The following is a 23,061-nucleotide window of genomic DNA, read 5'->3' as shown; positions in this document are numbered from 1 at the left end:
CGGTGACCTCCCGAGTCCTGAACGGACGATGGGCCCGGCGTGGCCGGCGATCAAGCCGGCCGATCAGCCCGCCTCGCCTTCCCCCATCAGGAAGTCGAAGTCGCAGCCCTCCGGGGCCTGCGTGACGGTGCGCCGGTAGAGCGCCTTGTAGCCCCGGGTCGGGGCCGGCGGCGGCCGATGGTCGGCGAGCCTCCGGGCGATCTCGGCGTCCTCCACCCGCAGGTCGATCCGCTTGTCCCGGATCGACAGGCGGATCCGGTCGCCGTCGCGCACCGCCGCCAGCGGGCCGCCGATGGCCGATTCCGGGGCGATGTGCAGGACGATCGATCCGAAGGCCGTGCCGGACATCCGCGCGTCGGAGATCCGCACCATGTCCTTCACCCCCGCCCGGGCGAGCTTCTTTGGAATGGGCAGGTAGCCCGCCTCGGGCATGCCAGCTGCGTGCGGGCCGGCATTCTGCAGGACCAGCACGTCGCCTGGGCCCACGTCGAGATCGGGATCGTCGATCCGCCGGCTCAGATCCTCCAGGCCGGTGAACACCACTGCCCGGCCTTCGGATTCGAACAGCTCCGGGGTCGCGGCCGCCCGTTTGAAGATCGCGCCCTCGGGGGCGAGATTGCCGGTGAGCGCCACCAAGCCGCCGACCGGCGAGACGGGGTTGTCGAAGGCGCGGATCACCGCGCGGTCGACCCACCCGGCAGGCTCGTCCAGGCGCTCGGCGAGCGTGCGGCCCTCCACGTCCACGGTGTCGAGGTGCAGGAGCGGCCGCAGCTCGCGCAGCAGCGCCCCCATGCCGCCGGCCGCGTGGAAATCCTCCATGTAGCCCTCGCCCACGGGCTTCAGGTCGACCAACACCGGCGTCTCGTCCGAGATCTGGTTGAACCGCTCGTAGGGGATGCGGATGCCCAGCCGCCCGGCGATCGCCGTGAGATGGACGATGGCGTTTGTGGAGCCCGAGACCGCCATCAGCACCCGGATGGCGTTCTCCACCGACTTCTGCGTGATGACCTGCGAGGGCGTGATCTTCGACTGGATCAGCCGCACCGCGGCACGGCCCGATTCCTCGGCGGCCACCAACCGGTCGGAATGCACCGCCGGGATCGCCGCGGTGCCGGGCAGCGACATGCCGAGAGCCTCGGCGATGCACGCCATGGTCGAGGCCGTGCCCATCACCGCGCAGGTGCCGGCAGTGACGGAGAGCCGTCCCTCGACCTCGGCGATCTCCTGGGCGTCGACGGTGCCGGCGCGGTACTTCGCCCAGAAGCCCCGGCAATCCGTGCAGGCGCCGAGCCGCTGGCCGCGGTGGCGGCCGGTCGACATCGGGCCGGTGACGAGCTGGATCGCCGGGAGGTCGGCGGAGGCCGCGCCCATGAGCTGAGCCGGCACGGTCTTGTCGCAGCCGCCGATCAGCACGACCGCGTCCATCGGCTGGGCCTGGATCATCTCCTCCGTGTCCATGGCCATCAGGTTGCGGTACATCATGCTGGTCGGGTTGAGGAAAACCTCGCCGAGCGACACGGTCGGGAACGGCCGCGGCAGGGCGCCGGCCGCCAGCACGCCGCGGGAGACCGCCTCCACCAACTCGGGCATGCCCCTGTGGCAGTTGTTGAAGCCCGACGGCGTCATGGCGATGCCGACCACAGGCTTGTTCAGCAGGCCGGGCGAGATGCCCATCGAGCGGGCGAAGGAGCGGCGCAGGTAACGGGCGAAATCGCGGTCGCCGTAGTTGGTCAGCCCGCGGTCGAGCCCGTGCGGTTCGGCGTGTCCGGCGTCTTCGCTCATGCCATCGATCCCTGAAACACGGCCGGCGGTCAGCGCAGGTGGAACGCGATCCACGCGACCCCGGCGAGCACGACGGCTACCAGCAACCACCGCGCGAGTACGCGATAGCGGATTCTCACGCGGGGAACAGCTCCGGATGGCGCGCGCGCAGCGCCAGGACGAGGGTGAGGGTCTTCAGGTCGGTGAGTTCGGCCCGGTCCGCCCTGCGGGCGAGCTCGGCGAGCGGCATCTCGACGATCCGGATGTTCTCGTGCTCGCCCTCGGCGCCCCCGCCCGCCTCCGCGCGGTCCACCCGGCCGTAGGGGGCGAGGTAGAGGTGGATCTTCTCGGTGGTGAGGCTCGCGCAGGAATAGGTGGCGCTGACGAATTCGAGGTCGCGGAGGCGCAGGCCGACCTCCTCCAACACCTCGCGGCGGGCGTTCTCCTCGGGGCTGCCGTCGTCGATGAGGCCGGCGGGCGCTTCAAGCTGGACCTGCTCGCCGGCCGCGAAGAGCGGCGGCACCCGCAACTCGCGCACGAGGGTCGCGACCTTGCGCTCGGGATCGTAGGGCAGGACCCCCACCGAATTGCCGTGGTCTTCGATCTCGCGCTCCACGACCGCGCCATCGGCGAGGCGCACCTGCGCGATCCCGAACCGGCTCCAGCCTTCGTGGATGAAGCGGATGGTCAGGATCTCGGCTTTCATAGCTCGCCCTCACGCGCGGAACCTTCCCGCGCCACGCTGTGCTTACACGGAGGCGTGTCCGCGGGTTCCGGGAACGCGGTCGCTCCGGTCCACGTTTGGGTCGGGTCAGGCGCACGGCCACGCTTCCGCGGCGCGCTCCGGTCAGGATCGATGCAGGCAGGACCGATCAGCGGGATCAAGAAGCGGTCGACGCGCGACGCCGTGGCCATCTGGGTCGCCCTCGCCCTCACTTACCTGGTGTTCGCCGGATCGGTGAGCCTGAACGAGGTCTTGGCCGCCCTCGCCTGTGCCAGCCTGGGTACGCTCTGGTGGTGGGCCGTGGGACGGCGCGGCGACATCCATTTCCACTTCGGACTGGGGCCGTTCCGACCGCTCGGGCCGGCCATCCTCGGTATGCCTCGCCAGACCGCCCGGGTCGGGATCCATCTCGCCAGGGCCCTGCTCGGGCGCGCCGGTGGCGGGCAAACCCGCGAGCGCAGCGCCGCCGACGTGGCCTGGGCCACGTCAACGGGGGACACGGCTCCGGCCGCGCGAGCCCTCGGGCTGCTCTCCGCCTCACTGGCCCCGGACAGCTACGTGCTGACGGTCGACCGCGCGCACGGCACGGTGGCGACGCACGCCTTGGAGGAGCAGGCGTCATGAGCATCTGGACGGTCGCCACCCTGGCGCTCCTGCCGCCCCTGGCTCTGTCCGCGGTCCTGGCGTGGCGCGGGCGGCCCGGGCAGCGCTTCGCAGCCTATCAGGTCGCGGGGAGCGTCACGGTGCTGATCCTGACCCTCCTGTCCTTCGCCACCGACCAGTCTTCGACTACGGACCTCGCGCTGACCCTGGTCCTCCTCAACCTGCCCGGCACCATGCTGCTCGCGGTGTTTCTGGAGCGCTGGATATGAGCGTCCCGATCGGTCTGGTGCTCGGTCTGGCGGTGGCAGCGACGTGGCTCTCGGCTCTGGCCCTGTGGCGGCTGCCGCGGGCGCTCGACCGGCTGCACGCGCTGGCCTTCCTCAACGTCGCGGCCTCCGCTCTCGTCGTGGTGGCGGCCTTCCTGGCCGACGGCATCTCCGGGCGCTCGCTGAAGATCCTGCTGATGATGGGCGTCTATCTCGCCTGGGCCGCGGTGCTCTCGCACGTCTCCGGCCGGGCCGTGCTGATGCGCGAGGGTAGGTCGGCATGAGCGTCATCCTGCCGCTGCTGTTCCTGCTGACGGCCGTCTCCGGCACGGCCGTGGTGCTCGTGCGCGACCCCGCCCGGCAGGTCTTCGCCATCGCGGTCAACGGGCTCGTCCTGACGGTCCTGTTCGACGCGCTGCAGGCGCCCGACGTCGCCCTCTCCGAACTGGCGGTGGGGACCGCCGCGGTGCCGCTGCTGTTCCTCGTGGCGCTGATGGCCGTACGGACGCAGCCGCCTGAGGAGGAATCGTGAGCCCGCGGTTCCGCATCGCGCTGCTGGTGCTGGCCGGGCTCGTCCTGCTGCCCGGCGCCGCCGAGGTCATCGCCGGCCTGCCGCCCTTCGGCTCGACGATCGCGCAGTACGGCGAACGCATCAACGCGATCACCCCGGAGGCCCGACACGTCGCCAACATGGTGAGCGCGATCAACTTCGACCTGCGCGGCCTCGACACTCTCGGCGAGGAGTTCATGCTGCTGGCCGCCATCACGGGGACGGTCGTGCTCCTGCGCGGCCGCCGCGGCGAGGGCAACACCGAGCGCGCCATGCGCCGGCCCGGCCGTGCCGTGATCCCCCGCTCGGACGCCGTGGTGCTGGTCTGCCGGATCGCCGGCCCGCTCACCGCCCTGTTCGGACTCTACGTGGTGCTGCACGCGACCGTCACCCCCGGCGGCGGGTTCCAGGGCGGGGTGATCCTCGCCTCCGCGACCCTGCTGATCTACCTCGGCGAGGGCTATGCCGGCTGGCGCGACGCCGTGCGCAGCCACTGGCTCGACGCCCTGGAGGGCGGGGGCGCCCTGCTCTTCGCCCTGTGCGGCCTGGCGCCGATGCTCGTCGGCGCCGCCTTCCTGCAGAATGTCCTGCCGCTCGGCACCTTCCGCGACCTGTTCTCCGGCGGCCTGATGCTCGTCGAGAACCTCGGCGTCGCCCTGGCGGTGACGGGCGGGTTCACCCAGCTCTTCCTGGAATTCATGGAGGAGACCCGCGAGGCAGACGAGCCCGACGAGCCCGGGGAGGAATCCGTGTGAGTATGCTGCCTTACGCGGTCGCCGCGTGGCTGTTCGGCGTCGGCCTCTACGGCATCGCCACGAGCCGCAACTTCATCCACCTCGTCGGCTGCCTCGGCGTCTGCCAGTCGGCGACCTACGTGCTCCTGCTCGGCCTCGGCTATCGCTGGGGCAGCATCGCGCCGATCTTCTACGATCATCCGCCGGGCACACCCGCGGTCGACCCCGTGATGCAGGCGCTCGTGCTCACCGACATCGTGGTCGGCGCGACGCTCACCGCGCTGCTCCTTGTCCTGACGATCCAGGTCTACAAGCGCGGCGGCAGTCTCGATCCCGAGAAGGTCCGGCCGATGCGCGCGGGGGGGAAATCCGGTCGTGGTCAGGGCTCCAGCGACGTCGAGAACGGGGAGCGGGCCGCGTCGTGACGGATTTCCCCGCCGCGCTCCTCCCCCTGCCGGTCGCGATCCCTCTCGTGATGTGCGCGGCGAGTCTGGCGACCGCGCATCTGCTGCCGGGCCGGCTGCCCGATATCCTGGCGACGCTCACCGCCCTGGTCGTGGCTGCCCTCGCCGGTGTGATCGCCATGCACGCCGCCGAGGGGCCGCTCGTCTACTGGTTCGGCGGCTGGGAGTCGCGCGACGGCGTCCATCTCGGAATCGGCTTCTCGGTGGACGTGGCCAGCGGCTGGGTCGCGGCCTTCATCGGCCTGCTCTACGCCCTCACCTTCGTGTTTGCCTGGGGATTCTTCGGCCGCACGCACGGCCACTTCCAGATCCTGATGCTCCTGTTCCTGGCCGCCATGGTCGGGTTCTGCTTCACCCGCGACATGTTCAACCTGTTCGTGTGGTTCGAGGTGATGAGCGTCGCCGCTTTCGCGCTGACTGCCTATCACCTGGAGGAATCCGCGCTCGCGGGCGCGATCAACTTTACGGTGGTCAACAGCCTCGCCGGCTTCCTGATGCTCGGCGGCATCGGCCTGATCTACGCGCAGACCGGCACCCTCGACTTCGACGGCATCGCGGCCGCGGTGGCGCGTGGCGGGCGCGATCCGGTGGTGGCGGGTGCCTTCTGCCTCGTGGCGACCGCCTTGATGATCAAGGGCGCGATCGTCCCGTTCCAGTTCTGGCTCGCCGACGCCCACGCGGTGGCGCCGAGCCCAGTCTCGGTGATCTTCTCCGGATCGATGGTCTCGCTGGGGCTATTCGGACTCGCGAAGGTAAGTGCCGTAGTCTTCGCGGGGTCCGATCAGGTCCAGCAGGCGCTGCCGGTCCTCTTCATCGGCCTCGGCAGCGCCACCGCCCTGCTCGGCGGCTGGATGGCGCTGCTGCAGCGTCACCTGAAGCGGATGCTCGCCTTCTCGACGATCTCGCATGCCGGGATCATGCTCACCGGCATCGGCGCCCTCTCGGCGGGAGGCACCGGCGGTATGCTCGCCTATTTCGTCGGCCACGGGCTGGTGAAGGGTGCGCTGTTCATGATCGCCGGCATCCTGCTGGCCACTCGGGCGAGTATCGACGAGATCGCGTTGCGCGGTCTCGGGCGGGGGATCGGGCCGGCCGGCATGGCCATGGCGCTCGCCGGTCTCCTGCTCTGCGGGCTGCCGATCGGGGTACTCGACCAGGGTACCCGCCTCGTCCAGGGAGCGCTCTCGGACCGGGGCCACGCGGTCGCTCTGGCGTCCAGCGCCATCGGCGCCGCGCTGACGGGCGCGGCGGTGCTGCGGGCGGCGGGCCGGATCTTCCTCGGGCTCGGGCCGGATCCGGGCGACGAGGCCGGGGCGCCGAGCGAGGACGAGCGCGAGAAGGCCAATCGCCCCCTCTGGCTGATGCTGGCGCCGTGCTGCGCGCTGCTGGCTCTCGATGTCGGGCTGCCGCCGAGCCTGATCGAGGACGCGCTCCCACGGGCCGCGGCGGCGTTCATGCACCGGCCTCAGAGCGGCGCGCTGGTGGAGGGACCCGGCTGGTTGCCCTGGGCCTCCGTGGCCGCGGCACTGGCGGGCGCCAGCTACGGGCTGTTCCGGCAGCGCCTGCCGTCATTCGTGGTCCGGCCGGTCAGCGTGACGCAATCGGCGCCGACGCGCGCGCTGGAGATCCTGCACAGCGGCCTCATCGGCGACTACGCGGCGTGGGTGGCGGTGGGGGTGGCGGTCATCGCGGCGGTGCTGGCGATGGTCTGACGACGGCACCGTGGGAGATTGCGCGGCTGGTCTGTGTCGTTACGGCTTGGATCTGAACGCAGATCCTCGCTTCTCGATGGTTGGATCGAGGGGGGATCCATCGCGTCGAAATCTTGCGCGGTCCTCCGGCCGTTCATCTGCGAGAGGCGAGACCACCTTGAGGCTGGACGGCTCCGGAATGTGGCTACAGGACATTCCCAATCTTCGACCTCATCCTGAGGTGCTTGTGCGCGAGCACAAGCCTCGAAGAGCCCTTCAGACGGCGCTGTGATTCCTGAAGCCCTCCTTCGAGGTCTCGGCTTCGTTCTGGCACCCCAGGATGAGGAGGGAAGGACTAGAGGATTCTACCTCCTCGTCTGAGCGCCTCGCACATGACCCTGCCGCGTACGGCTAAGTGGTGAGAAGTGGGAGGCGGGCAGGAAGTGGTGCCGCAAGAGGGATTCGAACCCCCGACCCCCTCATTACGAATGAGGTGCTCTACCAGCTGAGCTATTGCGGCCCGGGCCCCTGCGGGGCCGTGCGCGGCCCGGAACACCCGGCCGGCAGGTCCAGACCTTTCGGCGCCGGACTTGGCAGGCTCATAGCGACCCGACCCGCTTTAGGCAAGGCCGCTCGGGCCGCAAGGCGGGCTCAGACGCGCGGATCCGGGGCCAACTCGTCCCGCAGGAACGCCCCTACCTCCGCCCGGTCGACGCCCGGCGCGATGAAGCTCTGCCCGATGCCGCGGGCCAGGATGAAGGTCAGCGCGCCGTCGCGCACCTTCTTGTCCTGCGCCATCGCGTCCAGGATCGCCTCGGCGTCGCCGCATCCGCCCGGAACCGACTGGAGGCGCGTCGGGAGGCCGGCGAGCGCCAGATGGTTGGCGACGCGGCCTGCATCCTGGCCGGCGCAGAGCCCGAGCCGCGCCGAGAAGCGGAAGGCGAGCGCCAGACCGATCGCCACCCCCTCCCCGTGCACCAGCCGGGCCGGGTCGTAGCCCGTCAGACGTTCGAGAGCGTGGCCGAAGGTGTGGCCGAGATTCAGGAGCGCCCGCTCGCCATCCTCCCGCTCATCGCGGGTCACGACCGCCGCCTTGGCCCGGCAGCAGGATGCCACCGCGGCGTCGCGCTCCGGCCCGCCGGCGAAGATTCCACGCCAGTGCGCCTCGCACCAGTCGAAGAAGGCGGGATCGTTGATCAGGCCGTACTTGGCGACTTCGGCATAGCCGGCCCGCATTTCGCGCTCCGACAGGGTGTCGAGGGCTGCGGTATCGGCCAGGACCAGGCGGGGCTGGTGGAAGGCGCCGATCAGGTTCTTGCCGAGCGGCGCGTTGATTCCGGTCTTGCCACCCACCGAGGAATCCACCTGGGCGAGCAGACTGGTCGGGACCTGCACGAAGCGGACACCCCGCCGTAGGGTCGCGGCCGCAAACCCGGCGAGGTCGCCGACCACGCCGCCGCCCAGAGCTACGACGAGATCGCCGCGCTCCACCTTGAGGGCCAGCAGCCCGTCGCAGACCTCCGCGTAGCCCGCATAGGATTTCGAGCCCTCGCCCGAGGCCACCGTCACCACGCCCGCGCCTAGACCGGCGCCCTCCAGGCTGGCCCGCAGGCGCTCGGCATAGAGTGCGCCGACATTCGCGTCGGTCACGATGGCCGCCCTGCGGCCTCCGAGAGCCGCGACGCGCGCGCCGGCCGCCTCGATCAGGCCGCGGCCGATGAGGATGTCGTAGGCGCGTCCGCCGTCGAGGGGCACATGGACCGTCAGAGGATCCGGAAGGGTCGAGGGCTCGGTCACGGACTGACTCGCTGGATCTTACTGGGCGGCAACCGGGATGGACCGCTCGCCATTGAGATGCGCGTCCAGCGCCTCCATGACGTCCTGGACGACGCGGTCGTGCGAAACCTCCCGCGAGATCACCATCACGTCGGCCGCGGCATAGACCGGATGACGCACGGCCATCAGGTCGCGCATCGTCGCCTCCGGGTCCTCGGTCTGGAGCAGCGGCCGGTTCCCGCGCTTGCGCACCCGACGCATCAGCACGTCGAGGTCGGCCTTCAGCCAGACCGAGACGGCGGATTCCGCGATGCGCAGGCGAGTGGCCTCGCGCAGATAGGCGCCGCCCCCGGTCGCCAGCACCATGGGGCCGGCGCGTAGCAGGCGCGAGATCACGCGCTCCTCCCCGTCCCGGAAGCTCGGCTCACCGTAGATGGCGAAGATGTCCGGGATCGTCAGGCCGGCCGCCGCCTCGATCTCGATATCGGCATCCTTGAAGATCAATCCGAGCCGGCTCGCCAGACGGCGGCCGACGGTGCTCTTGCCTGCACCCATCAAGCCGACGAGCACGATCGAGCGCGGGCCGAGCGCCCGGCGCAGCCGCGCCTCGATCGGTTCACCAGCCTCCTCCTCGCTCATCGACCGCTGCATCGCATCCGTATTGCGTTCCCGGCTCCGCGCCGCCCCCCCCGGCACACGCCGCCGGGGGCTCTTATCCTGCGGCAGGCTCTTAGCGCGATTCAAGCGGCCAGCGAAACGCATCGCTGTGTCGTTGTGGGCCTTGTCAGCGCCGTGTTGGCGTGATCGAAACCGGGCACCCGCGGCGGCTCGGAGCAAGCCTCCGCTTGTCCCTCTCTCCGCCGCCTCCGCCTGTCTGCCCGAGGTACGACCGACGTGCCGACCCTGTTCCGTTTCTTTGCGACCCTCGCGATCCTGGCCGGCCTCGTCTTCGCCGCGATGTTCACGCTGGCGAATTTCGTCCAGCCGACGCCGCGGGAGATGAGCGTGACGATCCCGGCCTCGAAGCTCCAGCCGGGCAATCGTTGAGCGTGGCCGAAGATAGCGGCGACCCCGTCCGGGCGCCCTGCCCGGAGGCCGCCGACTATCTCGACATGCTGGCCGCCGAGCGGGGAGCCGGCATCAACACCCTGGCGGCTTATCGGCGCGATCTCGACGATTATCTCGCCTATCTCGGCCGGGCCGGGATCGCGCTCGAGGCGGTGGATGCCGGCACGCTCCGGGCCTTCCTGGCCGATCTCGAAACCCGGGGGCTCAAGGCCTCGTCGGCGGCGCGGCGCCTATCCTGCATCCGCGGTTTTCACAAGTTCCTGTACGCCGAGGGCGGTGCACCGGCGGATCCCAGCGTGGCGATCGCGGGCCCGCGCCGCGGGCGGACACTGCCGAAGGTACTCTCCATCGCCGAGGTCGATCGCCTCCTGGCCGTTGTCCAGGCGGCGGCCGCTGCCGATCAGGCGCCGGGGCCGGCCCGCCGGGCGCGCCGGATGGCCTGCCTGCTCGAACTCCTCTACGCCACGGGCCTGCGCGTCTCGGAACTCGTCGCCCTGCCCCGCGCTGCCGGAGCGACCCGCGAGCGCTACCTGTTCATCAAGGGAAAGGGCGGCCGCGAGCGCCTCGTGCCGCTGACGGAAGCGGCCCGCGCCGCCATGGCGGTCCACCTCGCGGCGGTGCCCGAGGAATCCGCATGGCTGTTTCCCGCCGACAGTGATAGCGGTCATCTGACCCGGCAGGCCTTCGCCCGCGACCTGAAGGCTGTGGCCCTCGAGGCGGGGCTACGTCCCGACCGCGTGAGTCCGCACGTGCTGCGCCACGCCTTCGCCAGTCATCTCCTGCAGAACGGGGCCGATCTGCGGATCGTCCAGGAGCTGCTCGGCCATGCCGACATTTCGACGACCCAGATCTACACGCATGTTCTCGATGAACGTCTGAAGGCGATGGTCCGCGATCTGCACCCGCTGATGGACGGCTGAGCGCCGCGGCGCCGACAACCTGGTGGTCCTTGTCGATCACACCAATTGTACAGGTTCTGCGAACTGCCTAAGAGTGACCCTTCGCCATACCGGTATGCGAGCCCGTCTTTACCAGAGAGAGTACGCCTATGTCAGGCCCGACTGCTTCGCGGAGCGGCGCTGAGCCGAATCAGGCGGGGCATGCAACCGTCGACCAGCCTTCGCAGCAGGAGCGGCAGCGCCTCGACAACCAGCTCTGCTTCGCGGTCTATGCCGCCGCACATGCCTTCGGCCGCGCGTATCGCAGCCTGCTCGGCCGCTACGAGCTGACCTATCCGCAGTACCTGGTCCTTCTGGTGCTTTGGGAGCAGGACGGCTTGTCGGTCAAGGAAATCGGCAACCGCCTGTTCCTCGACTCCGGGACCCTGACGCCGCTTCTGAAGCGCCTCGAAGCGTCCGGCCGGGTTCGGCGCGCCCGCGACCGCGTCGACGAGCGGCAGGTCAGCATCTTCCTGACACCGGCCGGCGAGAAGCTGCGCGACGTTCTCGCCTGCATCCCCGACGAGGCCGGTGGTCTGACCGGTCTCGACATGCAGGGCCGGAAGGACCTGCTGCACGATCTCGTCACCCTGAGGCTGGGCCTCCAGGCGGGGCTGCTTCCCGAATAGGGGCCGGGGCGACGCTGGGCCGCCCCGGGGTTTCGATCAGGCGTTCGGCCTCAGGACTGCGTCTTGAGGTAGGCGATCACGTCGTTGATCTTCTTGTCGTCGGGGTAGCCCTGGAAGATCATCTTGGTGCCGGGCACCTTGGCTTTCGGGTTCTTCAGCCACTCGTGAAGGTTGGCCTCGTCCCAGGTGATGCCGGAATTCTTCAGCGCGGCGGAGTAGTTGTAGCCCTCGTAGGTGCCGGCCTTGCGACCGACGACGCCCTTCAGGTCCGGACCCACGCCGTTCTTCTGGAAGTTGTGGCACGCCTTGCAGGGCGCGAACGCCTTCTCGCCGGCGGCCGCATCTCCGGCCTCCTGGGCCTGCGCGGAGAGCGGGATCAGGACGGCGAGGACGGCGCCGAGAACGAGTGAACGCATGGATTTCCTCCTGTTGGCCGCCGCCGCGGCAGCACTGAAGGCAGAGCTTGCCTGCCTGGAACAGCTCTAAATGAATCCGCACACACGGTGCAACGGCCTAGTCTCGCGGAGCCGAAATCCCGGTGCGTGATCCAGGCGGCCGCGTCCGACCGCCGTATGCCTCAACCCGATGCGTCCGATTTAGCTCCCTGCGGCACTTGGAAGCCGGGAATTCGGGGGTCGAGGGCGGCCCTGCCTCCGCCAATCTCGGCCATCCGAGAACGGCCGGCATCGATCGGGCGGCGACCGCGGCGAACCCCTCAAACGCCGTGATAGCCCCGATACCAGTCCACGAAGCGTCCGATGCCGAGCTTCAGGGGCGTCGAAGGCCGGAAGCCGGCATCGCGCACGAGATCATCGATATCCGCGTAGGTCGCCGGCACGTCACCCGGCTGCATCGGCAGCAGGATCTTCTCAGCCGGGCGGCCCAGCGCCTCTTCGAGATGCGCGATCATATCCATGAGCGCCACCGGCTCGTTGTTGCCGATGTTGTAGACGCGGTAGGGCGCGGAGCTGGTCCCCGGGTCCGGGGCGGACCCGCTCCAGGCCGGGTCCGGCGTGGCCGGCCGGTCCGTCAGGGCGCAGATCCCCGCGACGATATCGTCGATGTAGGTGAAGTCCCGGAGCATCCGGCCCTCGTTGAACACCCGGATCGGCTCGCCCGCCAGGATGGCCCGCGTGAACAGGTACAGCGCCATGTCGGGGCGTCCCCAGGGGCCGTAGACGGTGAAGAACCGCAGGCCCGTGGTCGGCAGCCCGTAGAGGTGGCTGTAGCTGTGCGCCATCAGCTCGTTCGCCTTCTTGGTGGCGGCGTAGAGGCTCAGCGGATGATCGACGTTCTGGTGTACCGAGAACGGCATCGCCGTGACGCCGCCGTAGACGGAGCTTGAGGAGGCGTAGAGCAAGTGCTCGACGCCGCCGTGGCGGCAGGCTTCGAGGATGTTGAGGAAGCCGACGAGGTTGCTTGACGCGTAGGCGTGCGGGTCCGTCAGGGAATGGCGCACGCCGGCCTGGGCGGCGAGATGGATCACGGTTCGGAAGCCGTGACGGCGGAACAGGGTGTCGAGCCCGGCCCAGTCCACGAGATCGACGCGCTCGAAGCTGTGGCCCGCGAAGGGATCGAGGCGGCGAAGCCGTGCCTCCTTGAGCCCGACGTCGTAATAGGCGTTGAGGTTGTCGAGGCCGACGACCTGGCGGCCGGCTTCGAGAAGGCGCAGGGCGAGCTGGTTCCCGATGAAGCCGGCGACGCCCGTGATCAGGACTGGAGGCAGGGACATGCTCGTACCGGACGGGCGGGATGTCCCGCCGGCGTCAACCTGTAGCACGGGCCCCGACCGTCACAAATCGGACGGTCTTCCGAGCCTGAACCGGTTGCATTGGAATTCGGAGACGCCTTGCCGACCCGGGCCGGGAGCGCGTAGTCTCTCCGGTGCCGTGAAGCCCGACGATCGACCGCTCCCGGAGAGCCTGACGCGCTTCCTCGCCGCGCCATCCCTCCCTGCGGCCAGGACGTCCCCGGCGGAGTGCAGGAAGCGGCCACCGGCCCGAGGCTCGGCCCATTCGGCCCTGGAAGCCGCGCTCCTGCGAGGCTTCGTCTACGGGGTTTCGGGTCTCGTGTGGCTCGTCGTCCTAGGGCTGTTCGTCCATCACGTCGCGCGCTGAACATCGACCGGTTCGACCTTCGTGCACCGCTGTGGATATCGGTGGCTTACCCGTCCGCACGCGCTATCGACCAGTACATCAACGGCCAAGTCCGGTATTGCCGCGATCGTTGCCGAACGCGATCGCCTCGGCCGATCGCCACGGGCGGCCTGTTCGCGAGGATTCGACGATGGCTCTGACGGGGCGGTTCTGGTTCCGGAAATCCTGGACGGGTCGGATGGTCCTGCTCGTCGAGGAGGCGCGGCCGCGCTGGTTCGGTCGCGGTGCCGCCAAGCCGCGGTGGCGCAACGCCAAGCTGCTCGATTTCGCCGAGCCCGAATTGCGGCCGCTGATGATGATGGAGAAGCATCATCGCACAGGCGGCGCTCCCGCCCAGGTGCGGACCCTCCGGCCGGTTCCCGCGGCCCCGGAAGCGAGAGCCGCCAACGGTTGAGCCGCGTCGCCCCGGCGAGCCGGCACCGCGCGAGGATTGCACGACCGGGGTGCTGTGCCGGCCGGTCCCGATCACCACTTGGAACGTGGTGCTCCCGCCCGGGAGCGACCCTGATCGGTGAACGCCATGCCGCGCTACTTCTTCCATACGCAGATCAACGACGACATGATCACCGATCCGACCGGGATCGAGCTGCGGGATCCGGACGAGGCTTGGGAGAAGGCTCGCGCCGCGATCCGCGCCGCGCTGCATGCGCCCCAGGACCAGGCCCGGCTGATGACCGCCTGCCTCGTCGTCACCGACGCCGCGGGCGAGGTGGTGCTGGAATTCCCGTTCGGCGAGGCCGTCACGCTGCCCGCGCCGGAGGATCCCACCCTGCATTGAGAGCGGCGACTCGCGTGATCCGCGCCCTACATGGCGCCGGATGCGACAGGCGAGGAGCTGCGCCAGGATGGATTCACCCCCGAACGACCTCGACGCGCGCGCGCTCGGCCGCGCCGCGCCCCGCAAGGGCTTGGCCCGCGAGGCCTGCCCCTACGCGGAGGGCACGGAGGCCCGCGCGCTCTGGCTGTCCGGCTACGACGAGGCCCTGTCGGAGGGCGTCGAGCCCGTGACCGGCGGTATCGCCCAGCACCCGGCCGGGCCGGTGCGCTGATGGATGCACGCACCGGAACCTGTTTCGCCGCGCCACCCCACCCTGCCCTCGACCGCAAGGCGGTCGGTGCCGTGGTGCTGGGCAATGCCCTCGAGTTCTACGATTTCACGGTCTACGCCTTTTTCGCGAAACCCATCGGCGAGGCGTTCTTCCCGGCCACCGATCCGACCCACAGCCTGCTCGCGTCGCTGGCCCTGTTCGGTATCGGCTATGTCATGCGGCCCATCGGCGGCGCCCTGATCGGCGCGTTCGCCGACCGCGCCGGGCGCAAGCCGGCGATGCTGATCACCATCGCGCTGATGGCGCTCGGCATGCTGATGCTGGCGGCCTGCCCGTCCTACGCGGAAATCGGCGGCTGGGCGCAGGTGATCGTCATCGGCGGACGGCTGATCCAGGGCCTGGCTCTCGGCGGCGAAGTCGGCCCGTCCACCGCCTACCTCTTGGAGGCGGCCCCGCAGGACCGGCGCGGCTTCGTGACGAGCTGGCAGATCGCCAGCCAGGGCTGCGCCGCGCTGTTCGCCGGGGTTTTCGCGACCACTCTGGCGCTGGTCATGGGCGACCGCGCGATGGCCGAGTGGGGCTGGAGGATCATGTTCGCGCTTGGCCTGTGCGTCGTGCCCGTGGGCCTCGTGATCCGCAGCCATCTGCCGGAGACGGCCGGCGTCGAGGCGGATCCGCACGCGGCGTCCTCGACCCTGGCGGTGGTCGGACGGCTCCTCAGGGAGCACGGCCGCCTTCTGGGCCTGACCTTTCTGGTCATCGCGGCCTCGACCGTGTCGAACGCGGTCGGCACCAACATGCCGGTCTTTGCCGGCGCGACGCTGGGCCTCAGCGAGACCGCCGCGACGGCGGTGCCGATCGCCCTGGGGCTCGCCTCCGTCGTGTTCCCGCTGCTCGGCGGTTGGCTGGCGGACCGGGTGGGCCGCCGGCCGGTGATGATCTGGCCGCGGGCCTTGATCCTGATCCTGGCCGTCCCGGCCTTCGCCTGGGTGGTGAAGGCCCCGAGCGCCGCGAGCGTCTACGCGGTGACGTTCCTGCTTTCGGCCCTGTCCTCGATCAACGCCGCCGCCGTGATCGTCGGGATCCCGGAGGCGCTGCCGCGGGCGGTGCGCAGCGCCGGCTTGTCGATCGTCTACGCGGTCTCGGTCTCGGTGTTCGGGGGCAGCACCAACTACACGGTGAACTGGCTGATCGCCGCGACCGGCGACCGGCTCGCGCCGGCCTACTACCTCGCGGCCTTCAGCCTCGTCGGAACCATGGCCGCGCTGCTGCTGCCGGAGACCCGGGGGCGGGACCTCGATCGAAATTCCGAGGCCTAGCCGCGCCGGTACTCGACGGGCGGGCAGCCCGACACATGCGCCGGAAACATCGCGGCGCGGAACCCATGCGCTGTCAGCGGAACGTCCTGGCTTTCGGTGTGTGCTCCCGCACGAACCACGCACCGGGCCGCCGAACGCGGCCTGTTCGCGCTAGGTCCGCGCCTGCCCCGGGCCTAGACCGCGCCCATGCCGACACCTCCCGAGACGCGCCGCCCGCTGGTCCTCGCCGCGGTGATGGCGGCGATGTTCATGATCGCTATCGAGGCCACGATCGTTTCGACGGCCATGCCGCAGATCGCCGGGCAGCTCGGCGACCTCCATCTTTACGCCTGGGTGTTCGCGTCCTTCCTGCTGACCCAGACCGCCACCACCGTGGTGTTCGGTAAGCTGTCGGATCTCTACGGGCGGCGGCCGGTGCTTCTGTTCGGCATCGCGGTATTCCTGGCGGGATCCCTGCTGTGCGGCCTCGCGTGGTCGATGCCGTCGCTGGTCCTGTTCCGCCTCATACAGGGCGTCGGCGCCGGAGCGATCCAGCCGGTGAGCCTGACGGTGGTCGGAGACCTCTACTCGGCGCGAGAGCGCGGCCGGATCCAGGGCTATCTGGCGAGCGTCTGGGGCATCTCCTCGGTGGCCGGGCCATTGGTGGGTGGTCTCATCATCGGCCAACTGAGCTGGCCCTGGATCTTCTGGATCAACCTGCCCATCGGCGTGATCGCGGCCGGATTGTTCCTCGCCTACCTGCACGAGGGCGTCGAGCGTCGCAGCCGCTCCATCGACGCCCTGGGTGCGGCCCTGTTCACCGCCGCCATCGCGGGGCTGATGATGGCGCTGACCGAGGCGGGGGATTGGGCGGCCTCGGCCCTATGGCCGGCCGTTGGCTTCGTTGTGGCCGCCATCCTGTTCGTGCTCCAGGAGCGCCGCGCTGCCGACCCGATGCTCGACATCCACCTGTGGATGCAGCGCCCCATCGCGGCCGCGAACGCCGCGACGCTGCTCTCCGGCATGACGGTGATCGGGCTCACCGCGTTCCTGCCGATGTACGTCCAGGGCGTCCTGCGGCAATCGCCCCTGATCGCCGGCCTGACCCTCACGCTGATGGTCCTAGGCTGGCCCATCGGCGCCACCACGGCGGCGCGCAACTTCGTGCGGTTCGGCCTGCGTCCGACCCTGTTGGTGGGCGCAACCCTGCTGCCGGTCGGCGCCATCGCCTTCGTGGCGCTGGGGCCGGCGACCTCCCCCATCGTGGCGGCCGGCGGGTCGATCGTGATGGGTCTCGGCATGGGCTTCCTGTCCACCGCCGCCATCGTGATCATCCAGGACAGCGTCGCGTGGGCACAGCGCGGAGCGGCGACGGCCTCGAACATCTTCTCGCGCAACCTCGGCTCGACGCTCGGCGCCACGGCTCTCGGGGCGGTGCTGAACTATCGGCTGGCACACCCGTCGAGCGGGCCGGCGGTCGATTCTGACCAACTCCGGCGCCTGCTCGACGATCCGGCAAGCCTCGGCGCCGGCGGAGACGCCATCCGGGAGGGGCTCCAGCACGCCCTCCACGGCACGTTCTGGACGGTCTTGGCCGTGGCCGTGCTGACCCTGCTCTTGTCGCTCCTCGTCCCGTCGGTGGCGATCTCGGACGCGCCGCGCGAACTCGCCGTGGAGTAGGCTGCGAGGCGGCCGATCCGCTTCCGCGCGGCCCCATCATGGTCTAGCGTCCGGCCATGCCCCTCGTGCCGCCCCCACGCCCCGCAGCCTCGCTCGCGGCGGACATCCCGCCGACCAGCGTGCTCACCGCCAACCAGCCCGAATGGACGGTGGGCGAGCTGGCGGGCGCGCTGAAGCGCACCCTTGAGGATGCCTTCGGGCACGTGCGCCTGCGCGGCGAGATCTCGGGCTTTCGCGGGCAGCACGGCTCCGGCCACGCCTATTTCTCCCTGAAGGACGGCCAGGCGCGCATCGACGCGGTGGTCTGGAAGGGCACGTTCGGGCGCCTCCGCCAGAAGCCCCAGGAAGGGCTGGAGGTGGTCGCCACCGGCCGCATCACGACCTTCGCGGGCAAGTCCTCGTACCAGATCGTGGTCGAGAGCCTGGAGCCGGCGGGTCTCGGCGCCTGGATGGCCCTGCTGGAGGAGCGCAAGAAGCAGCTCGCCGCGGAAGGCCTGTTCGCTCCGGAGCACAAGCGGGCGATCCCCTACCTGCCACGGGTGGTGGGCGTCGTCACGTCGCCGACCGGCGCGGTGATCCGCGACATCCTCCACCGGCTGGAGGATCGTTTCCCGCGGCCCGTGCTGGTCTGGCCGGTGCGGGTCCAGGGCGACGGAGCGGCTGAGGAGGTCGCGAGCGCGATCCGCGGCTTCAACGCGCTCCCTGCGACCGGCCTAATCCCGCGCCCGGACGTCCTGATCGTCGCCCGCGGCGGCGGCTCCATCGAGGATCTCTGGGCCTTCAACGAGGAATGCGTGGTCCGCGCCGCCTTCGAGAGCGCGATCCCACTGATCTCCGCGGTCGGCCACGAGACCGACACCACTCTGATCGACTACGTCTCCGACCGCCGCGCCCCGACGCCCACGGGCGCCGCCGAGATGGCCGTGCCGGTTCGCGCCGACCTGATCGCCACCGTCGCCGACCTCGCCGCCCGGTCGGTCGGGGCTATCGGGCGCCGGATCGAGCGCGACCGCCTGGACCTGCGGTCGCTTGGGCGCGCCCTGCCGGGCGCCGACGCCCTGCTGGCGGCCAAGCGCCAGCGGCTCGATCTCGCCGAGGCGCGGCTCGCCCCGGCGCTGGCGGCGGGGGCGAGCCGCCAGCGCGCGCGACTTCAACTCCTCCTCGACCGGATGGCCCGACGCTCGCCGGACGTGGCCCTGGCCAATGCCCGCGCGCGGCTGGCGCGGATCGACCATCGGCCGCTCCACGCGCTGCGCAACGACGTGCAGCGCAAGGGAGAGGCCCTGGTCCAGCTCGGGCGGCGCCTCGTCGTCGCCCGGGATGCCAGCCTCGAGCGGGCCCGGGCGCTCCAGGCGCGGCGGGCGGATCGCCTGCTCGCCCTCTCCGACCGTCTCGCACAGGCCGGGGCACGGAGTATCGAGCGCCGCCGCGACCGTCTGGAGGGCTTGGCCGGGTTGCTCGGCTCGCTCAGCTACCGTGCCGTGCTCGAACGCGGCTACGTGCTGGTGCGCGACGCGGCCGGCCTGCCGGTGCGCCGAGCCGCCGAGGCCGCGGCCGCCAGCCGCCTCAGCCTGCAATTCGCCGACGGGACGGTGGCGGCGATTCCCGACGGGACGGCCGATCCGTCACTGTCCGCCAAGCCCGCACGCCGGGGAGGCGCGGCGGCCCCCTCGAATGCCGGCCGGGTGACCGGGAAGCGGGCCAGCACGAGCGCCGCTCAGCCGGCGCGGCAGGGCTCTCTGTTCGACGCCTGATACGGCGTCCTCGGAAAGCTCGGCCTCCGGCGTCGATCCGGGCGGAAACGGGCTGGGCCGTGATCGAGGGTTCAGCCGGGGAGCGGTCCGACGCGGTAATGGTACCGGTACAGCTCCCGCCCGAAGCCCAGACCGCCGTAGAGCGCCCGCGCCGGGGCATTCCCCGCGACGACCTGCAGGCAGGCTGCCCGCGCGCCCCGAGACCGGCCCCAGCGAAGCAGGGCGCCGACGGCCCGCCGGGCATGACCACGACCGCGCAGGGGCTCGGGCGTCGCCACAGATTCCATCACGAGCAGATCGCGGTCGAGCACCCCGAACGCGATGGCTCCGATCCCCTCCTCCGCGGAGACGGACGCGAAGGCCCGCGGCAGGATCAGGGCCCGGATCGTCTCGCGAAAGGCCTCGGCTGCGGCCGTATCCGCCCCGTTCACCGCATCGCGAAGCGCGAGCCATTCGGCATCGGGAGCCGGCGCGAGATCCACGGAGGGATCGGGCTCTTCCGGCGGACCGCCGAGGTCGCGGTAGAGCGTGCAGGTCTCGTCCACGACGGCGAAGCCGCGCCGCGCCAGGAGTGGCTCCGCCTGGGGGGCGATCGTCGGCACCCGGAAGATCGCGCGCAGCCTGAGACCCTCATAGATCGCCTGGCCGGCCTCGATCGCCGCCTCCGGAGCGCCGCTCCCGCGCAAGGGATTGATCGAGTTCTGCCGCTTCGAGCGTCCGCCGGAGGCACGCAGCAGGTAGCCGTGGATCAGGAGCTGGCGCGGACTTGGCCAGGCGTTGAGGCAGGCTTCCTCTACCCGCCAGGCGAGATCGAGATCCGTCGGCATGGAATCCTCCGGTGGCTGTGATCGCATAGGGCCGGGGCCCGGCCAAATGCGGATGTGGGAAGACTTTAGCCCTGCGGCGTCGCGTTCGCTTGAAGCATTTCAGGCTCGCGCAATGTCTCCGCGATGTCCCGACCTGAACTCCTGTTCTGCCTTCACTTTCTGGGAGGAAGTGCCCGAAGCTGGGAGCCGCTCACGCGCGCCCTCGACAGTGCGCTGACTTGCGTGCCCATAGACTTGCCGGGCTTCGGCCAGGAAGCGGGCAGGACAGGATTTTCCGTCGGCGCGATGGCCGACCATGTGGCCGGGGTGATCCGCGAGCGGGCGCCCGCGCGCTTCGGGATCGCCGGCCACAGCATGGGCGCGAAGGTGACGCTGGCTCTGGCCCGTCGATCCGAGGACGGGGAGACGGGCCTGGAGGGGCTCACGGACCTGATCCTGATCTCGGGCTCGCCGCCAAGCCCCGAGCCGATTCCGGAGGATCGCCGCGCCCGGATGCGCGCCTGGATCGACGCAGATCCGGAGATGCGGCGGGGGGAGGCGAAGGCCTTCGTGCGCGAGAATGTCGGCGCGCCGCTCGCCCCGGACGTGGAGGCCTCGGCAGTCGTCGACGTGCTCCAGGCCTCGCCCGAGGCCTGGAAGGCGTGGCTCGAATCCGGAGCGCGCGAGGATTGGTGCCGCCGCATCGGGGTGTTGCGCACGCCGGCGCTGATCCTGGCGGGCTCCGAAGACGCCGATCTCGGACCCGACGCGCAGCACGCTCTGATGGCACCCCATCTCGCGCACCATCGCCGCCTCACCGTAGACGGCGTCGGTCACCTTATGCCGCTGGAGCAGCCCGAGATCCTGGCCGACCTGCTGCGCGACCATGTTGGCGGCCGATCCGAGAGGGCCACCGTCCGCGCGCCGGCGGTGCCGCCGGCCTATGCGGCGCTGATCGCCTCGGACCGGGTGAACAGCCGCCTCCGAGCGGCGCTGGCGGAGCGCGCCGGGCCGGACGATCCCGGCTTCCGGCCCGAAGCCCTCGATCCGGTGGAACTCGCCCTCCTGCGCGCCGTCCTAGCGCGCGTCCTGCCCGTGCCGGATCTCGATCTCGCCGCGCGGCTCGACAGGCGCCTCGCGACCGGAGCCGGCGATGGCTGGCGCTTCTCGGCGCTGCCGCCAGACGCGAACGCCTACCGCGCCGGCTTGCGGACCCTCGACGCGGGTGCCCGCGCCGCGGTGGGCAAACCGTTCGTGGTCCTCGATCCCGAGAGCCAGGACGCGCTGCTCACCCTCCTCCAGAGGGGAGACCTGAATGTTCCGGACCCCCTCGGCGGCCGACTGGACGCGGACCAGATGCGCTTCTGGTTCGAGGACCTGCGCGCCGATGCGGCCCGCCTCTGGCTCGCCCATCCGGCGGCGCTCGCCCGGATCGGCTTCTCGGGCATCGGCGCGGGCGGCGACCGGCCGGCTGCGATCGCGGACGGGCTGCCGGGCTTCCGCGAAGTCGGACTCGATGCGCCGGAGCCCTGGGAGCCCCGTCCAGTCCACGAGGAGGCGTTACGATGAACCTCGATGGCATGCGGACTCACCGCGAGGACGAGGTCGTCGACGCCGTCATCGTTGGGACCGGGGCCGGCGGCGCGCCGCTCCTCGCCCGCCTCGCCGCAGCCGGCCTGAGGGTCGTGGCCCTGGAGGCCGGACCGAACTTCACGCCGGAGCGCTTCGCCTTCGACGAGTCCCTGGCCGACGAGATCTACTGGACCGAGGAGCGCCTGAGCGGCGGCTCGACCCCGGAGGCCTTCGGAGCGAACAACAGTGGCACCGGCGTCGGCGGCTCGACCTTGCACTGGGGTGCCTTCGTGCCCCGTGCCGATGCCAGGGACCTGCGGCTCCATTCGGAGTCCGGCGAGGGCGTCGACTGGCCAATAAGCTACGCCGAGCTGGTCCCGTTCTACGAGCGGGTCGAGCGGTTCCTCGGCGTCTCGGGAGCGCAGAGCTATCCCTGGGATCCCGATCGCCGGTACCCCCTGAGCCCGGTTCCGCGTAACGGACCGGCGCGGATCATGGCCGAGGGCTGCGAGGCGCTCGGGATCCGCTGGGCCGACGCCCCCGCGGCCGTGGTATCGCGGGATTTCGACTCCGAGGACGGCCCACGCCGCCACGCCTGCATCAATTGCGGCTTCTGCCACCAGGGCTGCCGCACGGGCGCCAAGGCGAGCATGGACGTCACCTATCTGCCGCTGGCCCTCGCCCACGGCGCGGAGATCAGGCCGGAAGCCTTCGTGCACGGTCTTGAGCGTGGCGCCGACGGCCGGGTCACCGCGGTGGTCTACCGCCAGGGCGGCCAGGACCGGCGCCAGCTTTGCGCGGCCGTGTTCCTCTGCGCCGGCGCCGTCGAGACGCCGCGCCTGCTCCTGAATCTCGGGCTGGCCAATTCGAGCGATCAGGTCGGCCGCAACTACATGGGCCACGTGGCGACCCAGGTCTGGGGGACGTTCCCGCACGAGGTGCGGATGAACCGCGGCTACCCCTCCTCCCTGATCACCGAGGATTTCGTGCGGTCGGGCGCGGATTTCGCCGGAGGCTACCTCATCCAGAGCCTCGGGGTAGTGCCGCTGACGTTCGGCAATGCGGTCGCACGCGGACGCGGCCTGTGGGGCAAGCCGCTGCTCGACTACCTCGACCGCTACAACCACCTCGCCGGCATCGGCATCAACGGCGAGACCTTGCCGTGCGACGCCAACGTTCTCACGCTCTCCGACGAGACCGACGCCCACGGGATGCGCAAGGCCCAAATCAGCTTCGGCTACAGCACCAACGAGAACCGCCTCAACGCCCATGCCACGCAGGTCATGCGTGATGTGTGGGCGGCGGCGGGCGCCGAGGATATCTGGGTGCTGGAGCGCGTGGCCCACACGCTCGGGACCTGCCGGATGGGGCGGGACGGGTCGAGCGCCGTGGTCGATCCCCGCGGCCGCAGCTTCGACATCGACAACCTGTGGATCTGCGACGGCTCGACTTTCCCGAGCTCGCTCGCCGCGAACCCGGCGCTCACCATCATGGCGCTGAGCCTGCGGACCGCCGAGGCGTTCCTGGCCGGTCCGGCCTGAG

General features: G+C 70.6%; 25 protein-coding genes and 1 tRNA gene. 18 read left to right on the top strand and 8 right to left on the bottom strand.

Annotated elements, in window-relative coordinates; translation table 11 throughout:
* Window positions 1–63: 63 nt before the first annotated feature.
* Together ACYCO6_RS10480 and ACYCO6_RS10475 are read right to left on the bottom strand one after the other, a co-directional pair.
* Window positions 64–1,782: an IlvD/Edd family dehydratase gene (locus tag ACYCO6_RS10480; protein ID WP_459771710.1), complete on the bottom strand. Its 1,719-nt coding sequence runs from the start codon at window positions 1,780–1,782 to the stop codon at window positions 64–66.
* Window positions 1,783–1,897: 115 nt separating this feature from the next.
* Entirely contained in the window at window positions 1,898–2,467 is a 570-nt protein-coding gene (locus tag ACYCO6_RS10475; protein WP_459771709.1) for an NUDIX domain-containing protein, read from the bottom strand.
* Between the two features lie 150 nt (window positions 2,468–2,617).
* On the opposite strand from ACYCO6_RS10475, the gene ACYCO6_RS10470 reads away from it, so the two are divergent.
* The 7 genes from ACYCO6_RS10470 to ACYCO6_RS10440 are packed head-to-tail and all read left to right on the top strand — an operon-like array spanning window position 2,618 to window position 6,814.
* On the top strand, window positions 2,618–3,109 hold the full coding sequence (locus tag ACYCO6_RS10470; RefSeq protein WP_459771708.1) for a hypothetical protein: 492 nt from the start codon (window positions 2,618–2,620) through the stop codon (window positions 3,107–3,109).
* Window positions 3,106–3,357: a monovalent cation/H+ antiporter complex subunit F gene (locus ACYCO6_RS10465; RefSeq protein WP_459771707.1), complete on the top strand. Its 252-nt coding sequence runs from the start codon at window positions 3,106–3,108 to the stop codon at window positions 3,355–3,357. The genes ACYCO6_RS10470 and ACYCO6_RS10465 overlap by 4 nt, the downstream gene beginning before the upstream one ends.
* Window positions 3,354–3,638, top strand: coding sequence for a monovalent cation/H(+) antiporter subunit G (locus ACYCO6_RS10460; RefSeq protein WP_459771706.1), 285 nt, complete (start codon window positions 3,354–3,356; stop codon window positions 3,636–3,638). Before ACYCO6_RS10465 ends, ACYCO6_RS10460 begins: the two co-directional genes overlap by 4 nt.
* The gene (locus tag ACYCO6_RS10455; RefSeq protein ID WP_459771705.1) at window positions 3,635–3,886 is read left to right on the top strand and encodes a Na(+)/H(+) antiporter subunit B; all 252 of its coding nucleotides are present in this window, start codon (window positions 3,635–3,637) and stop codon (window positions 3,884–3,886) included. The genes ACYCO6_RS10460 and ACYCO6_RS10455 overlap by 4 nt, the downstream gene beginning before the upstream one ends.
* Window positions 3,883–4,659, top strand: a complete 777-nt coding sequence (locus ACYCO6_RS10450) for an MnhB domain-containing protein (protein WP_459771704.1) — start codon at window positions 3,883–3,885, stop codon at window positions 4,657–4,659. The genes ACYCO6_RS10455 and ACYCO6_RS10450 overlap by 4 nt, the downstream gene beginning before the upstream one ends.
* 2 nt (window positions 4,660–4,661) lie before the next feature.
* Complete coding sequence (locus ACYCO6_RS10445; RefSeq protein ID WP_459773510.1) at window positions 4,662–5,063, top strand: sodium:proton antiporter; 402 nt, start codon at window positions 4,662–4,664, stop codon at window positions 5,061–5,063.
* Entirely contained in the window at window positions 5,060–6,814 is a 1,755-nt protein-coding gene (locus tag ACYCO6_RS10440) for a complex I subunit 5 family protein (protein ID WP_459771703.1), read from the top strand. The genes ACYCO6_RS10445 and ACYCO6_RS10440 overlap by 4 nt, the downstream gene beginning before the upstream one ends.
* 423 nt (window positions 6,815–7,237) lie before the next feature.
* On the opposite strand, the gene ACYCO6_RS10435 is transcribed toward ACYCO6_RS10440, so the two are convergent.
* The 3 genes from ACYCO6_RS10435 to ACYCO6_RS10425 form a co-directional block, all read right to left on the bottom strand.
* Window positions 7,238–7,313: transfer RNA gene (locus tag ACYCO6_RS10435), tRNA-Thr, on the bottom strand.
* 131 nt (window positions 7,314–7,444) lie between these two features.
* Complete coding sequence (aroB, locus tag ACYCO6_RS10430) at window positions 7,445–8,590, bottom strand: 3-dehydroquinate synthase (protein ID WP_459771702.1); 1,146 nt, start codon at window positions 8,588–8,590, stop codon at window positions 7,445–7,447.
* 18 nt (window positions 8,591–8,608) lie between these two features.
* Window positions 8,609–9,220: a shikimate kinase gene (locus tag ACYCO6_RS10425; protein WP_459771701.1), complete on the bottom strand. Its 612-nt coding sequence runs from the start codon at window positions 9,218–9,220 to the stop codon at window positions 8,609–8,611.
* A gap of 243 nt (window positions 9,221–9,463) precedes the next feature.
* Between ACYCO6_RS10425 and ACYCO6_RS10420 the strand changes: the two genes are divergently transcribed.
* The 3 genes from ACYCO6_RS10420 to ACYCO6_RS10410 all read left to right on the top strand — a co-directional run bounded on the left by ACYCO6_RS10420 (window position 9,464) and on the right by ACYCO6_RS10410 (window position 11,204).
* Window positions 9,464–9,616: a histidine kinase gene (locus ACYCO6_RS10420; protein ID WP_459771700.1), complete on the top strand. Its 153-nt coding sequence runs from the start codon at window positions 9,464–9,466 to the stop codon at window positions 9,614–9,616.
* Window positions 9,613–10,557 (top strand): site-specific tyrosine recombinase XerD, encoded by a 945-nt coding sequence (locus ACYCO6_RS10415; RefSeq protein ID WP_459771699.1) that lies wholly within the window; start codon window positions 9,613–9,615, stop codon window positions 10,555–10,557. The genes ACYCO6_RS10420 and ACYCO6_RS10415 overlap by 4 nt, the downstream gene beginning before the upstream one ends.
* A gap of 128 nt (window positions 10,558–10,685) precedes the next feature.
* Window positions 10,686–11,204 (top strand): MarR family winged helix-turn-helix transcriptional regulator, encoded by a 519-nt coding sequence (locus tag ACYCO6_RS10410; protein ID WP_459771698.1) that lies wholly within the window; start codon window positions 10,686–10,688, stop codon window positions 11,202–11,204.
* Between the two features lie 50 nt (window positions 11,205–11,254).
* On the opposite strand, the gene ACYCO6_RS10405 is transcribed toward ACYCO6_RS10410, so the two are convergent.
* Both ACYCO6_RS10405 and ACYCO6_RS10400 read right to left on the bottom strand, forming a co-directional pair.
* Complete coding sequence (locus tag ACYCO6_RS10405) at window positions 11,255–11,620, bottom strand: c-type cytochrome (RefSeq protein WP_342105849.1); 366 nt, start codon at window positions 11,618–11,620, stop codon at window positions 11,255–11,257.
* Window positions 11,621–11,919: 299 nt separating this feature from the next.
* A complete protein-coding gene (locus ACYCO6_RS10400) occupies window positions 11,920–12,936 on the bottom strand; it encodes an NAD-dependent epimerase (protein WP_459771697.1) in 1,017 nt (338 codons plus the stop codon).
* 554 nt (window positions 12,937–13,490) lie between these two features.
* On the opposite strand from ACYCO6_RS10400, the gene ACYCO6_RS10395 reads away from it, so the two are divergent.
* The 6 genes from ACYCO6_RS10395 to xseA all read left to right on the top strand — a co-directional run bounded on the left by ACYCO6_RS10395 (window position 13,491) and on the right by xseA (window position 19,141).
* A complete protein-coding gene (locus ACYCO6_RS10395) occupies window positions 13,491–13,754 on the top strand; it encodes a hypothetical protein (RefSeq protein WP_459771696.1) in 264 nt (87 codons plus the stop codon).
* 126 nt (window positions 13,755–13,880) lie between these two features.
* Window positions 13,881–14,138: a DUF6894 family protein gene (locus ACYCO6_RS10390; protein ID WP_459771695.1), complete on the top strand. Its 258-nt coding sequence runs from the start codon at window positions 13,881–13,883 to the stop codon at window positions 14,136–14,138.
* Window positions 14,139–14,205: 67 nt separating this feature from the next.
* On the top strand, window positions 14,206–14,409 hold the full coding sequence (locus tag ACYCO6_RS10385) for a ribosome modulation factor (protein WP_459771694.1): 204 nt from the start codon (window positions 14,206–14,208) through the stop codon (window positions 14,407–14,409).
* Window positions 14,409–15,728: an MFS transporter gene (locus ACYCO6_RS10380; protein ID WP_459771693.1), complete on the top strand. Its 1,320-nt coding sequence runs from the start codon at window positions 14,409–14,411 to the stop codon at window positions 15,726–15,728. Before ACYCO6_RS10385 ends, ACYCO6_RS10380 begins: the two co-directional genes overlap by 1 nt.
* A 186-nt stretch (window positions 15,729–15,914) precedes the next feature.
* Entirely contained in the window at window positions 15,915–17,387 is a 1,473-nt protein-coding gene (locus ACYCO6_RS10375; RefSeq protein WP_459771692.1) for an MDR family MFS transporter, read from the top strand.
* Between the two features lie 56 nt (window positions 17,388–17,443).
* Complete coding sequence (gene xseA / locus ACYCO6_RS10370) at window positions 17,444–19,141, top strand: exodeoxyribonuclease VII large subunit (RefSeq protein WP_459771691.1); 1,698 nt, start codon at window positions 17,444–17,446, stop codon at window positions 19,139–19,141.
* Window positions 19,142–19,212: 71 nt separating this feature from the next.
* Here xseA and ACYCO6_RS10365 read toward each other — a convergent pair whose 3' ends face one another.
* Window positions 19,213–19,968 (bottom strand): GNAT family N-acetyltransferase, encoded by a 756-nt coding sequence (locus tag ACYCO6_RS10365; RefSeq protein WP_459771690.1) that lies wholly within the window; start codon window positions 19,966–19,968, stop codon window positions 19,213–19,215.
* A 123-nt stretch (window positions 19,969–20,091) separates the two neighbouring features.
* On the opposite strand from ACYCO6_RS10365, the gene ACYCO6_RS10360 reads away from it, so the two are divergent.
* Both ACYCO6_RS10360 and ACYCO6_RS10355 read left to right on the top strand, forming a co-directional pair.
* Window positions 20,092–21,516: an alpha/beta hydrolase gene (locus ACYCO6_RS10360; protein ID WP_459771689.1), complete on the top strand. Its 1,425-nt coding sequence runs from the start codon at window positions 20,092–20,094 to the stop codon at window positions 21,514–21,516.
* The gene (locus tag ACYCO6_RS10355; protein ID WP_459771688.1) at window positions 21,513–23,060 is read left to right on the top strand and encodes a GMC family oxidoreductase; all 1,548 of its coding nucleotides are present in this window, start codon (window positions 21,513–21,515) and stop codon (window positions 23,058–23,060) included. Before ACYCO6_RS10360 ends, ACYCO6_RS10355 begins: the two co-directional genes overlap by 4 nt.
* The last annotated feature ends 1 nt before the right edge of the window (window position 23,061 follow it).

It is taken from the genome of Methylobacterium sp. CM6257 (assembly GCF_054611515.1).
Note: the sequence above shows the minus strand (reverse complement) of the source record. Positions and strands in the feature narration are given on the sequence as shown.